General features: G+C 67.5%; 12 protein-coding genes. All 12 read left to right on the forward strand.

Annotation, left to right across the window (positions count from 1 at the left end; translation table 11 throughout):
- Positions 1-2 precede the first annotated feature (2 nt).
- The 12 genes from pilW (at position 3) to EJI01_RS14850 (ending at position 11,959) form a co-directional block, all read left to right on the forward strand.
- Complete coding sequence (gene pilW / locus EJI01_RS14795; protein ID WP_126837904.1) at positions 3-836, forward strand: type IV pilus biogenesis/stability protein PilW; 834 nt, start codon at positions 3-5, stop codon at positions 834-836.
- Positions 829-1,770 carry a helix-turn-helix domain-containing protein gene (locus EJI01_RS14800; RefSeq protein WP_126837905.1) on the forward strand — a complete coding sequence of 314 codons (942 nt, stop codon included), beginning with the start codon at positions 829-831 and terminating at the stop codon, positions 1,768-1,770. The genes pilW and EJI01_RS14800 overlap by 8 nt, the downstream gene beginning before the upstream one ends.
- Positions 1,767-3,059, forward strand: a complete 1,293-nt coding sequence (gene ispG / locus EJI01_RS14805; RefSeq protein ID WP_126837906.1) for a flavodoxin-dependent (E)-4-hydroxy-3-methylbut-2-enyl-diphosphate synthase — start codon at positions 1,767-1,769, stop codon at positions 3,057-3,059. Before EJI01_RS14800 ends, ispG begins: the two co-directional genes overlap by 4 nt.
- A 12-nt stretch (positions 3,060-3,071) precedes the next feature.
- Positions 3,072-4,382, forward strand: coding sequence for a histidine--tRNA ligase (gene hisS / locus EJI01_RS14810; RefSeq protein ID WP_126837907.1), 1,311 nt, complete (start codon positions 3,072-3,074; stop codon positions 4,380-4,382).
- Between the two features lie 6 nt (positions 4,383-4,388).
- Positions 4,389-5,081 carry a YfgM family protein gene (locus tag EJI01_RS14815; RefSeq protein WP_126837908.1) on the forward strand — a complete coding sequence of 231 codons (693 nt, stop codon included), beginning with the start codon at positions 4,389-4,391 and terminating at the stop codon, positions 5,079-5,081.
- Positions 5,078-6,220, forward strand: a complete 1,143-nt coding sequence (gene bamB / locus EJI01_RS14820; RefSeq protein WP_126837909.1) for an outer membrane protein assembly factor BamB — start codon at positions 5,078-5,080, stop codon at positions 6,218-6,220. Before EJI01_RS14815 ends, bamB begins: the two co-directional genes overlap by 4 nt.
- 18 nt (positions 6,221-6,238) lie before the next feature.
- Positions 6,239-7,585, forward strand: coding sequence for a ribosome biogenesis GTPase Der (gene der, locus EJI01_RS14825; RefSeq protein ID WP_126837910.1), 1,347 nt, complete (start codon positions 6,239-6,241; stop codon positions 7,583-7,585).
- Positions 7,586-7,790: 205 nt separating this feature from the next.
- Positions 7,791-8,036 carry an RNA chaperone Hfq gene (gene hfq, locus EJI01_RS14830; protein ID WP_126837977.1) on the forward strand — a complete coding sequence of 82 codons (246 nt, stop codon included), beginning with the start codon at positions 7,791-7,793 and terminating at the stop codon, positions 8,034-8,036.
- 53 nt (positions 8,037-8,089) lie between these two features.
- The gene (hflX, locus tag EJI01_RS14835) at positions 8,090-9,271 is read left to right on the forward strand and encodes a GTPase HflX (RefSeq protein WP_126837911.1); all 1,182 of its coding nucleotides are present in this window, start codon (positions 8,090-8,092) and stop codon (positions 9,269-9,271) included.
- A 75-nt stretch (positions 9,272-9,346) separates the two neighbouring features.
- Entirely contained in the window at positions 9,347-10,684 is a 1,338-nt protein-coding gene (gene hflK, locus EJI01_RS14840) for an FtsH protease activity modulator HflK (protein WP_126837912.1), read from the forward strand.
- A gap of 92 nt (positions 10,685-10,776) precedes the next feature.
- Positions 10,777-11,682: a protease modulator HflC gene (gene hflC / locus EJI01_RS14845; protein WP_126837913.1), complete on the forward strand. Its 906-nt coding sequence runs from the start codon at positions 10,777-10,779 to the stop codon at positions 11,680-11,682.
- Positions 11,683-11,770: 88 nt separating this feature from the next.
- Complete coding sequence (locus EJI01_RS14850) at positions 11,771-11,959, forward strand: DUF2065 domain-containing protein (protein WP_126837914.1); 189 nt, start codon at positions 11,771-11,773, stop codon at positions 11,957-11,959.
- Positions 11,960-11,999: the final 40 nt, after the last annotated feature.

Consider the following 11,999-nt stretch of genomic DNA (forward strand, 5'->3'; position numbering starts at 1 on the left):
CGATGAGCCAGGCCTTTCCGATCGTGCACCAGCGAGTGATGCAAGCGCTCTTCGGCTTTGCGGCCGTGTTCCTGCTCGCCGGCTGCGCCACCAGGGACCCTTCCGCGCCGGGCACGGGCAGCAGCAACGCCGCCCCCATCATCACGGCCTCGGACGAAACCAACGCCCGCAAGCGCGCCCGGCTGCGCGTCGAACTGGCCATCGGCTACTTCGAGCAGGGGCAGACCACCGTGGCGCTGGACGAGATCAAGCAGGCCGTGGCCAACGATCCGACCTTTGCCGATGCCTACAACCTGCGCGGCCTGGTCTACATGCGTCTCGACGACGCGGCCCAGGCCGAAGACAGCTTCCGCCGCGCGATCGCGCTCAACCCGCGCGAGCCGAACACCTTGCACAACTACGGATGGCTGTTGTGCCAGCAGAACCGGTTCGGCGACGCGCAGCAGCAGTTCTCGGCTGCGCTGGCCATCCCTACCTACGGCGACCGTGCCAAGACGCTGATGACGCAGGGCGTGTGCCAGCTGCGGGCCGGACAACGCGCCGAGGCGGAGCGCAGCCTGACGCAGGCCTACGAGCTCGATGCCGGCAATCCGGTGGTCGGCTTCAACCTGGCCTCGCTGCTGGCGCAGCGCGAGGACTGGTCGCGTGCGCAGTTCTATATTCGCCGCGTCAATAACGGTCCGTCGGCCAATGCCGAGACGCTCTGGCTCGGCATCAAGATCGAACGCCGGCTCAACAACCGTGAAGCGATCGCGCAGCTCGCAGGCCAGTTGCAGCGACGCTTCCCCCAGTCGCGGGAGGCAATGGCGTACGAGCGCGGGAATTTCAATGATTGAGAAGGCGAGCGAGTTCGGAGCCTCGGCCGCGGTGCCGCTGGTGACCGGCGACAGCACCTTCATGACGGCCGGCGACATGCTGCGCGAGGCGCGCGAGGCCCACGGCCTGCACATCGACATGGTGGCGGCTGCGCTCAAGGTATCGACGCAGAAGCTGGCCGCTCTGGAGGCCGACGACATCGACGCCTTGCCCGATCCGGTGTTCGCGCGTGCGCTGGCCGCGAGCGTGTGCCGGGCGCTGCGCATCGATCCTGCACCCGTGCTGGCCAAGCTGCCCGGCGCTCAGCCGGCTGGCCTGGCGGAGGCCGACCGCACCATCAGCAAGAGCCTGCGCTCGGCCGTGCCGCGCTCGGGTGGCGTCGGCGGTTCGAACGGGCAACCGTCGCGCGCGCTGCTGATCGTGGTCCTCATGCTGCTGATCGGCGCGGCGGTGCTGTTCTGGCTGCCGCAGTCGGTCTTCGATCGGATCGGCGAGTCGATCTCGCGCCTGACGGCCGCAAGCAGCAGCGCCGACGCGTCGGCGGAGCCGCCGGCTGCTGCCGCGCCGAGCGCGAGCGGGATGGTCGTCGAGTCGGTCCCGCCGGCGGCACCGGTCGCCGCTGCGACGGCGCCCGTCGCGCCCCCTCCCTCGGCAGCGATCCCGCCGGTCCCGGCGACGCCGGCTGCGGCCACGGCGCCCGCGGCTCCCGGAGCCAATTTGATCGTCTTCGTCGCGCGCGAGGATTCGTGGGTCACGGTGAACGAAGCGAACGGCAAGTCCTTGCTGCGGCGTACGGTGCAGGCCGGCGAGACTGTCGGCTTGACGGGCGCGCCGCCGCTGTCGGTGGTCGTGGGCCGTGCTTCGGGCATCGACGTGCAGGTGCGCGGCAAGCCGTTCGACCTGGCGCCTCTGACACGCTCGGGCGGCGTGGCGCGTTTCGAGGTCAAGCCATGAGCGACGACACATCGAGCCCCCTGAACTGCCTGCCGATCGAATCCGCCGCGCCGCGGCCGCGCCGTTCGCGGCAGGCCAGCGTGGTCTGGGGCCCGCGCACCGTCACGGTGGGCGGCGATGCGCCGGTGCGCGTGCAGTCGATGACCAATACCGACACCGTCGACGCGATCGGCACCGCGATCCAGGTCAAGGAACTGGCGCTGGCCGGCTCGGAGATGGTGCGCATCACCGTCAACACGCCCGAAGCCGCGGCACAGGTGCCCTACATCCGCGAACAGCTCGACCGCATGGGTGTCGACGTGCCGCTGATCGGCGACTTCCACTACAACGGCCACCGCCTGCTCACCGACTACCCGGCCTGCGCCGAGGCGCTCAGCAAGTACCGCATCAACCCCGGCAACGTCGGCAAGGGCGACAAGCACGACCGCCAGTTCGGGCAGATGATCGATGCGGCCATGCGCTGGAACAAGCCGGTGCGCATCGGCGTCAACTGGGGCAGCCTCGACCAGGAACTGCTGTCCGGCCTGATGGACATCAACAGCCGGCGCCCCGAGCCGTGGGATGCGAAGCAGGTGATGTACGAGGCGCTGGTGAGCTCGGCCATCGATTCCGCGAAGCTCGCCGAGTCGATGGGCATGAACGGAAGCCAGATCATCCTGAGCTGCAAGGTCAGCGGTGTGCAGGACCTGGTCTCGGTCTACCGCGAACTTGCGAAGCGCTGCGACTACGCGCTGCACCTGGGCCTGACCGAAGCCGGCATGGGCACCAAGGGCACGGTGGCTTCGGCCACGGCGCTGTCGATCCTGCTGCAGGAAGGCATCGGCGACACGATCCGCGTGTCGCTCACGCCGCAGCCCGGCGAATCGCGCACGCAGGAAGTGCTGATCGCCAACGAGATCCTGCAAGCCCTCGGCCTTCGTGTCTTCGTGCCCAGCGTCACAGCCTGCCCGGGCTGCGGCCGCACGACCAGCACCACCTTCCAGGAACTCGCCAAGGAGATCGACGACTACCTGCGCATGCAGATGCCGGTCTGGCGCACCAAGTACCCGGGCGTCGAGACGATGAAGGTGGCCGTGATGGGCTGCATCGTCAACGGCCCGGGCGAGAGCAAGCACGCCGACATCGGCATCAGCCTGCCGGGCACCGGCGAGGCGCCGGCGGCGCCGGTTTTCATCGACGGCGAGAAGGCGCTCACGCTGCGCGGCGAGAACATCGCCGCCGAGTTCCATCAACTGGTCGAGAACTACATCGAGAAGCGTTTCGGCGGCCACGCCGCCGAAGTCGCTTGAACCCCAAGAACAATGGCTGACAAACTGAATGCCGTCAAAGGCATGAACGACACATTGCCGCCGGAATCGGCGCGCTGGGAGTGGCTCGAGGCCACCGTGCGCGAGCTGATGGCGCGCTATGCCTACCGCAACGTCCGCACGCCGATCCTCGAGCACACGGCGTTGTTCGTGCGCGGCATCGGCGAAGTGACCGACATCGTCGAGAAGGAGATGTATTCCTTCCACGACCGTTCGGACAAGTACGGCGACAACGACCACCTGACGCTGCGCCCCGAGAACACCGCCGGCATCGTGCGCGCCGCGATCGAGCACAACATGCTCTACGACGGCGGCAAGCGCCTGTGGGCCATCGGCCCGATGTTCCGGCGCGAGAAGCCGCAGCGCGGGCGCTTCCGCCAGTTCCATCAGATCGACGTCGAGGCGCTGGGCTTCGCCGGGCCGGATGTCGATGCCGAGCTGATCCTGCTGGCCAGCGGCCTGTGGAAGGCCATCGGCCTGACCGACGTGCGCCTGGAAATCAACAGCCTGGGCCAGCCGGCCGAGCGGGCGCAGCACCGTGCCCAGCTCATCGCGCACTTCGACACGCACGCCGACCAGCTCGACGAGGATGCCAGGCGCCGCCTGCACAGCAATCCGCTGCGCATCCTCGACACCAAGAATCCGGCGATGAAGGCGGTGGTGGAATCGGCGCCGAAGCTGATCGACTTTCTCGGGCCTAAGTCGTTGGCGCACTTCGAGGGGCTGAAGGCCATCCTCGACGCGAACGACATCGCCTACACCATCAACCCGCGCCTGGTGCGCGGCCTCGACTACTACAACCTCAGCGTCTTCGAGTTCGTGACCGATCGGCTCGGCTCGCAGGGCACGGTGTGCGCCGGCGGGCGCTACGACGGCCTGTTCGAACAGCTCGGCGGCAAGCCCGCGCCGGCGGTGGGCTGGGCCATCGGCGTGGAGCGTGTGCTCGAGTTGCTGAAGGAGCAGGGGACCGCGGTTCCCGTGTCGACCCCCGATGCCTTTGCGGTGGTGCCGGATGCGGCGGCGATGCCGGTCGCGCTGCGCACGCTGCAGCAGCTGCGCGACGCCGGCGTGCGCGTGCAGATGCATGCGGCCACGGCCGACGGCCTCGGCAGCTTCAAGTCGCAGTTCAAGAAGGCCGACAGCAGCGGTGCCACCTATGCGCTGATCTTCGGCGCCGACGAACTCGCGCGCGGCGAGGTCACGGTCAAGGCGCTGCGCGACGGCAGCGGGGCGCAGACCGCCCGTCCGCTGGCCGAGCTGCCCGCCTGGGCCGCCACCCTACAATCCCCGGCTCCCAACAACTGACAGCGCATGGCAACCCATCTCGACCTCGAAGAACAGGAACAGCTCGACCAGCTCAGGCATTTCTGGAACACCTACGGCACGCTGATCACCTGGCTCGTGCTGCTGGTGGCCGGCGCCTTCATGGCGTGGAACGGCTGGCAGTATTTCCAGCGCGACAAGGCGGCGCGCGCCTCGGTGCTCTACGACGAGATCGAACGCAGCGCGCAGGCGGGCGACGTGGCCCGCATCGAGCGCGCGCTGGCCGATATGAAGGAGAAGTTCGCCGGCACCGCCTATGCCCAACAGGCCGGGCTGCTGGCGGCCAAGACCTTGCACGAGAAGGGCAATGCCGACGCCTCGCGTTCGGCGCTCGCGTGGGTGGCCGAGCATGCGGTCGATCCAGGCTACCAGGCGGTTGCCAAGCTGCGCCTGGCCGCCGAACTGCTCGAAGCCAAGTCCTACGACGAGGCGCTCAAACAACTGGCGGGCAACGTGCCCAAGGAGTTCGAAGCGCTGGTGGCCGACCGCAAGGGCGACATTCACCTGGCCCAGGGCAAGCGTGACGAGGCCAAGGCCGAGTATCAGAAGGCCTGGGCCGCGTTCGGCCCCGGTACCGATTACCGCCGCCTGGTCGAGATCAAGCTCAACGCCGTCGGCGTCGACCCGAAGAGCCTGGAATCGGCCGCTGCCGGCGCCACCCCTGCCAAGACCAAACCATGAATTTCAAGCGCTTGTTGACTCCTGCATTCATCCTGCGCGCCGCTGCGGCCGCGGCCGTGGTCGGCGCGCTCGCGGCCTGCTCGGGCACGCCCAAGCCCAAGCCCGCCGAACTGCCAGCCAACCCGGCGCTGCTAGGCATCCGGCAGGCCTGGAGCGTGCGCATTCCGGCAGTCAGCTTTCCGCTGGCGACCGATGTCAGCGGCGACATGGTGGCGGTCGCCGCCACTGACGGCACGGTGGTCATGATCGATTCGCGTTCGGGCCAGGAATCGTGGCGAGCCAATGCCGGCGCGCCGCTGGTGGCCGGCGTGGGTAGCGACGGAACGCTGGTCGCGGTCGTCACCGTCAACAATGACCTGGTCGCCATGCAAAGCGGCAAGGTGCTGTGGAAGCAACGCCTCACCGCCCAGTCGTACACCGCGCCGCTGGTGGCCGGTCGCCGCGTCTTCGTGCAGGCTGCCGACCGCAGCACCAGCGCCTGGGACGGCCAGAGCGGCCGCCGCCTCTGGGCGCAGCAGCGCACCGCCGAAAACCTCGTGCTGAAGAGGCCCGGCGTGCTGATCGCCGTGGGCGACACGCTTGTGACCGGCGTGGGCGGCCGGCTGGTCGGCATCAATCCGGTCAACGGCACCTCGCGCTGGGAATCGCCGATCGCTGCGCCGCGCGGCACCAACGATGTCGAGCGCCTGGTCGACCTGACCGGCAGCGTGAGCCGCGACGGCGACACCGTCTGCGCGCGCGCCTACTACGCGAGCGTCGGCTGCGTGGACACCACGCGCGGCGCGCTGCTGTGGAGCAAGCCCGCCACGGGCGCGGACGGTGTGAGCGGCGACGACCGCTTCATCTACGGCACCGAGGAAAACGGCAATGTGGTGGCCTGGCGCCGCGCCGACGGCGAGCGCGCCTGGCAGTCCGAGCGCTTCAAGTACCGCACCCTGACCGCGCCGCTCGCGGTCGGCCGCTCGCTCGTCATCGGCGACAGCACCGGTCTCGTGCACGTGATCTCGCGCGAGGACGGCGCGCCGCTGAACCGGCTCACGCCCGACGGCTCGGCCATCGCCGCGACGCCGGTGCTCGCCGGCAACACGGTCGTGGTCGTCACCCGCAATGGCGGCGTGTTCGGCTATCGGCCTGAATAATCGATCGAAAGCCCGACCATGAAACCGGTCATTGCACTGGTCGGGCGTCCCAACGTCGGCAAGTCGACGCTGTTCAACCGCCTTACCCAGACGCGCGACGCCATCGTCGCCGACTTCGCCGGACTCACGCGCGACCGCCACTACGGCAACGGCCGCCAGGGCAGGCACGAGTTCATCGTGATCGACACCGGCGGCTTCGAGCCCGACGCGGGTAGCGGCATCTTCAAGGAAATGGCCAAGCAGACGCGCCAGGCCGTGGCCGAGGCCGACGTGGTGATCTTCGTGGTCGATGCGCGCGAGGGACTCTCCGCGCAGGACCACGACATCGCCAACGAACTGCGCCGGCTCGGCAAGCCCTGTGTGCTGGTGGCCAACAAGGCCGAAGGCATGCAGGACGGCACCAGGCTGGTCGACTTCTACGAACTCGGCTTCGGCGAGGTGCACGGCATCTCGGCGGCGCACGGGCAAGGCATCCGCAGCCTGGTCGAACTCGCACTCGAACCGCTCGGGCTGCCCGATCCCGAGGATGAGGCCGAAGAGGAAGAGGCCAACAACAAGCCGATCAAGCTCGCGGTCGCCGGTCGCCCCAACGTCGGCAAGTCGACGCTGATCAACACCTGGCTCGGCGAGGAGCGCCTGGTCGCCTTCGACCTGCCCGGCACCACGCGCGACGCGATCGCCGTGCCCTTCGAGCGCAACGGCCAGCGTTTCGAGCTGATCGACACGGCAGGACTGCGCCGCAAGGGCAAGGTGTTCGAGGCGATCGAGAAGTTCTCGGTGGTCAAGACCCTGCAGGCGATCGAATCGGCCAACGTGGTCCTGCTGCTGCTCGACGCCACGCAGGGCGTGACCGACCAGGACGCCCACATCGCAGGCTACATCCTCGAAAGCGGGCGCGCAGTGGTGATCGCGATCAACAAATGGGACGCGGTCGACAGCTACCAGCGTGAGCAGATCCAGCGTCAGATCGAAACGCGGCTGCCCTTCCTCAAGTTCGCTGCGCTGCACTTCATCTCGGCCATCAAGCGGCAGGGACTGGGGCCGGTCTGGCAGGCCATCGCCCAGGCCCACAAGTCCGCCACGCGCAAGATGTCGACCCCGGTGCTGACGCGGCTGCTGCTGGAGGCGGTGCAGTTCCAGGCACCCAAGAAGTCCGGCATGTTCCGGCCCAAGCTGCGCTACGCCCACCAAGGAGGCATGAACCCGCCGGTGATCGTCATCCACGGCAATTCGCTGGAACATGTCACCGACGCCTACAAGCGCTTCCTCGAGGGGCGCTTCCGCAAGGAGTTCGACCTGGTCGGCACGCCATTGCGCATCGAGCTCAAGACCTCGCACAATCCGTACGCCGATAAGGAGGGCTGAGGCCTGCGTGCTCCTGGATGGGCGCGTCGGCAACGGTGCCGCGTGGCTTGGCCTCCATTGAGCGCCGTTGAGCGATCCCGGCGCCCGAAGTTCCGGCTTTTAAGTGCCGTTATTTTTCGAAGGCCATTCGGGTTTCGTGCTGCGGTGCGGAAGTGCTGTGTTAAGGTGACTGGTCCAACAACTACTCTTGAACACGGAGAATATCGTGAGCAATAAAGGGCAACTCCTACAAGACCCCTTCCTGAACACCTTGCGTCGCGAGCATGTGCCGGTTTCGATTTATCTGGTCAACGGCATCAAGCTGCAAGGTCAGATCGAGTCGTTCGACCAGTACGTCGTGTTGCTTCGCAATACGGTGACCCAGATGGTTTACAAGCACGCCATCTCCACCATCGTGCCGGGTCGGGCCGTCAACTTCTCGGCTGCCGAGAGCGACGAAGCTGCCGCCTGAACGGCACGGAGCGCGGCGGTCCGCCCGCCGCGCTTCTTCCAATTTGATCCCGCTTGTCTGAACTGATTTCCCGGAAAGAGGGCGCCGTCGTACTCGTCGGTGTCGATTTCGGGTTGCCCCATTTCGACGGCGAACTCGAGGAACTCGGTCTGCTCGCGCAGACCGCCGGTCTCGAGCCGGTCGCGCGCCTGGTGTGCAAACGCAAGGCGCCCGATGCGGCGCTGTTCGTCGGCAGCGGCAAGGCCGACGAGATTCGCGACCTGGCCGATCTGCATCGCGCCAGCGAAGTGGTTTTCGACCAGGCGCTGAGCCCTGCACAGCAGCGCAACCTCGAGCGCCAGCTCGGCGTGGCGGTGTACGACCGCACCTTTCTGATCCTGGAGATCTTCGCCCAGCGCGCACGTTCGCACGAGGGCAAGCTGCAGGTCGAGCTCGCCCGGCTGCAGTACCTGAGCACCCGGCTGGTTCGGCGCTGGTCCCACCTGGAGCGCCAGCGCGGCGGCATCGGCACGCGCGGCGGCCCGGGCGAAACGCAGATCGAACTCGACCGCCGGATGATCGGCGAGGCCATCAAGCGCACGCGCGAACGGCTCGCCAAGGTTCAGCGCCAGCGCGGCACCCAGCGCCGCCAGCGCGAGCGGCGCGACACCTTCAATATCTCGCTCGTCGGCTACACCAACGCCGGCAAGTCCTCGCTGTTCAACGCGCTGGTGAAGGCGCGCGCCTATGCGGCCGACCAGCTGTTCGCGACGCTGGACACCACCACGCGGCATCTCTACCTCGGCCACAACGAGGATGGTCGCCGCCGCAAGGTGTCGATCTCCGACACCGTGGGTTTCATTCGCGAGCTGCCGCACGGCCTGATCGATGCCTTCAAGGCCACCCTGCAGGAGGCGGTCGACGCCGACCTGCTGCTGCACGTGGTGGACGCTTCCAACCCCCACCATCCCGAGCAGATGGCCGAGGTGCAGGCGGTGCTGAAGGAGATCGGCGCCGACACCGTGCCGCAGCTGCTGGTGTTCAACAAGCTCGATGCACTTGAAAGTACGCAACATCCCCTGCATCTGCGCGACGAGTTCGACATCGACGGTGTGCAGGTGCCTCGCGTCTTCTTGAGCGCCCACACCGGCGAAGGCGTTCCGGCGCTGCGCGCCGAGCTCGCACAGCGGTCGCAATCGATGGGCGAGGCCATGACCCCAGAGTACGACGCCGAATTGCACGATGCCGCCAACTGATTGGCACAATCCCCCTCACTGACGAGAGAACAGAACCGAATGAATGCAAAGCCAGTGTGGAGACGATTTCAGGGCATGTTCAACCTGAATGACGGACGATGGGGCCGGGGCGATGAGCCCTCCTCGAACGGCGACCGTCCGAATGCGAACCGCCCCGACGACGAGCCGACGCCTCCGCCCGGCAACAACAATCGCCCGCGCGGCCAAGGCCCGAACCAGGGGCCGCCGGATCTCGACGAACTCTGGCGCGACTTCAATCGCAAGCTCGGCGGCCTGTTCGGCGGCCGCGGCGGCGGCAACGGCGGGCGCCCGAACGGCGGCAACGGCGGTGGCCTCAAGCCCGACATGAAGAACGCGGGCGTCGGCCTGGGCCTGGTCGCAGCGGTCGCGGTTCTGATCTGGCTGGGCACCGGCTTCTTCATCGTCAACGAAGGCCAGCAGGCCGTGATCACGCAGTTCGGCCGCTACAAGGCAACTGTGGGCGCGGGCTTCAACTGGCGGCTGCCTTACCCGATCCAGCGCCACGAGCTCGTGGTCGTGACCCAGATCCGCTCCACGGACGTCGGGCGCGACACCATCGTGCGTTCCACCGGCCTGCGCGAATCGGCCATGCTGACCGAGGACGAGAACATCGTCGAGATCAAGTTCGCCGTGCAGTACCGCCTGAGCGATGCGCGCGCCTATCTCTACGAGAGCAAGACCCCGGCCGACACCGTGGTGCAGGTCGCCGAGACGGCGGTGCGCGAAGTGGTCGGCAAGATGAAGATGGACGCCGCCCTCGCCGAGGAGCGCGACCAGATCGCGCCGCGCGTGCGTGCGCTGATGCAGACCATCCTGGATCGCTACAAGGTCGGCGTCGAAGTCGTCGGCATCAACCTGCAACAGGGCGGTGTGCGTCCGCCCGAGCAGGTGCAGGCTTCTTTCGACGACGTGCTGAAGGCCGGGCAGGAGCGCGAGCGCGCCAAGAACGAGGCGCAGGCCTATGCCAACGACGTGGTGCCGCGCGCCACCGGTACCGCTTCGCGCCTGATGGAAGAGTCCGAGGCGTACAAGGCGCGGATCATCGCGCAGGCGCAGGGCGATGCGCAGCGCTTCGCCTCGGTGCTGACCGAATACCAGAAGGCACCGCAGGTCACGCGCGACCGCATGTACACCGACGCCATGCAGCAGATCTACGCCAGCACCACCAAGGTGCTGGTCGACTCCAAGCAGGGTTCGAACCTGCTGTACCTGCCGCTCGACAGGCTGATGCAGATGAGCGGCCAGGGCGGCGCCGGCACGCCGGTCGACGGCGCCAATCCCAACGTCGCCGGCACCGCGCCGCCGCAGTCGTCCGTGATTCCGGTCGTACCACCTTCATCCGGCGACGCGCGTGCGCGCGACGGCCGCTCGCGTGACCGCGACGTGCGCTGAGGAAAAAACATGTACCCCCAAGCTCATATTCATTCGCTGCCCCCCGAGGGGGCGCAGGCCTCCCTTGGGACGGCCCGGCGCGAGGCCCGACCATGAACAGAATCGGATTCATCGCATCGTCGATCCTCGTGGTGCTCGCACTCCTGAGCTCCACGCTCTTCGTGGTCGACCAGCGCCAGTTCGGCGTCGTCTACGCCCTCGGCCAAATCAAGGAAGTGATCACCGAGCCGGGCCTGAACTTCAAGCTGCCGCCGCCGTTCCAGAACGTGTCGTACATCGACAAGCGCCTGCTCACGCTGTCTAGCCTCGACCCGGAGCCCATGCTCACGGCGGAGAAGCAGCGCGTGGTGGTCGACTGGTACGTGCGCTGGCGCATCACCAATCCCTCGGAATACATCCGCAACGTCGGCCTGGACGAGAACGCCGGCGCCATGCAGCTCAACCGCGTGGTGCGCAACGCCTTCCAGGAGAACGTCAACAAGCGCACCGTGCGCGACCTGATCTCGGTACGCCGCGAGGCCCTGATGGCCGACGTCCAGCGCGAAGTGCTGGCCGTGGTGAAGGGCGCCAAGCCCTGGGGCGTTGACGTCATCGACGTGCGGATCACGCGGGTGGACTATGTCGAGGCGATCACCGAATCGGTCTATCGCCGCATGGAGGCCGAGCGCAAGCGCGTGGCCAACGAGCTGCGCTCGACCGGCTTCGCCGAAGGCGAAAAGATTCGTGCCGATGCCGACCGCCAGCGCGAGGTGATCGTGGCCAATGCGTACCGCGACGCGCAGAAGATCAAGGGCGAGGGCGATGCGACCGCGGCAGCTGCCTACGCCGGCGCCTTCGGGCGCGATCCGCAGTTCGCGCAGTTCTATCGCAGCCTCGATGCCTACAAGCAGAGCTTCAACAAGAAGAGCGACGTGATGGTGCTGGACCCTTCGTCGGACTTCTTCCGCGCCATGCAGGGGTCGGGCGCCGCGGCTACTCCTCCTCGTAGACAACCGTGACAGCCCCCTGGCTTGCCACTCCGTGTGCTTCGCTACCCCCCGAGGGGGAGGCTCGGCCGCCTTGGGGCGGCCCGGCGGCGACCTAGGCGTGAGCGCCGAGACTTTCTGGAGCGCGCTCGCGCTCGTGCTGGTGATCGAAGGCCTCCTGCCATTCCTTTCGCCGGGCAGCTGGCGACGCGGCTTCAGCCAGCTCCTGCAGCTGCGCGACGGGCAGCTGCGCTTCTTCGGCCTGTGCAGCATCCTGCTGGGTGTGTTCCTGCTCTGGATTCTGGGGTGACCCGGGGCCGGTAGAATTCCGGTTTAACCACGCCCCCGAT

The sequence above is a fragment of the Variovorax sp. MHTC-1 genome (assembly GCF_003984645.1).
Taxonomy (GTDB): Bacteria; Pseudomonadota; Gammaproteobacteria; order Burkholderiales; family Burkholderiaceae_C; genus Variovorax.

What these genes read in the sequence shown, in the direction of transcription:
- EJI01_RS14815 (WP_126837908.1), top strand. Translation starts at nt 4,389, where the DNA reads ATGGCAACCCATCTCGACCTCGAAGAACAGGAACAGCTCGACCAGCTC.
- hflC (WP_126837913.1), top strand. Translation starts at nt 10,777, where the DNA reads ATGAACAGAATCGGATTCATCGCATCGTCGATCCTCGTGGTGCTCGCA.
- bamB (WP_126837909.1), top strand. Translation starts at nt 5,078, where the DNA reads ATGAATTTCAAGCGCTTGTTGACTCCTGCATTCATCCTGCGCGCCGCT.
- der (WP_126837910.1), top strand. Translation starts at nt 6,239, where the DNA reads ATGAAACCGGTCATTGCACTGGTCGGGCGTCCCAACGTCGGCAAGTCG.
- hisS (WP_126837907.1), top strand. Translation starts at nt 3,072, where the DNA reads ATGGCTGACAAACTGAATGCCGTCAAAGGCATGAACGACACATTGCCG.
- EJI01_RS14800 (WP_126837905.1), top strand. Translation starts at nt 829, where the DNA reads ATGATTGAGAAGGCGAGCGAGTTCGGAGCCTCGGCCGCGGTGCCGCTG.
- pilW (WP_126837904.1), top strand. Translation starts at nt 3, where the DNA reads ATGAGCCAGGCCTTTCCGATCGTGCACCAGCGAGTGATGCAAGCGCTC.
- ispG (WP_126837906.1), top strand. Translation starts at nt 1,767, where the DNA reads ATGAGCGACGACACATCGAGCCCCCTGAACTGCCTGCCGATCGAATCC.
- hflK (WP_126837912.1), top strand. Translation starts at nt 9,347, where the DNA reads ATGTTCAACCTGAATGACGGACGATGGGGCCGGGGCGATGAGCCCTCC.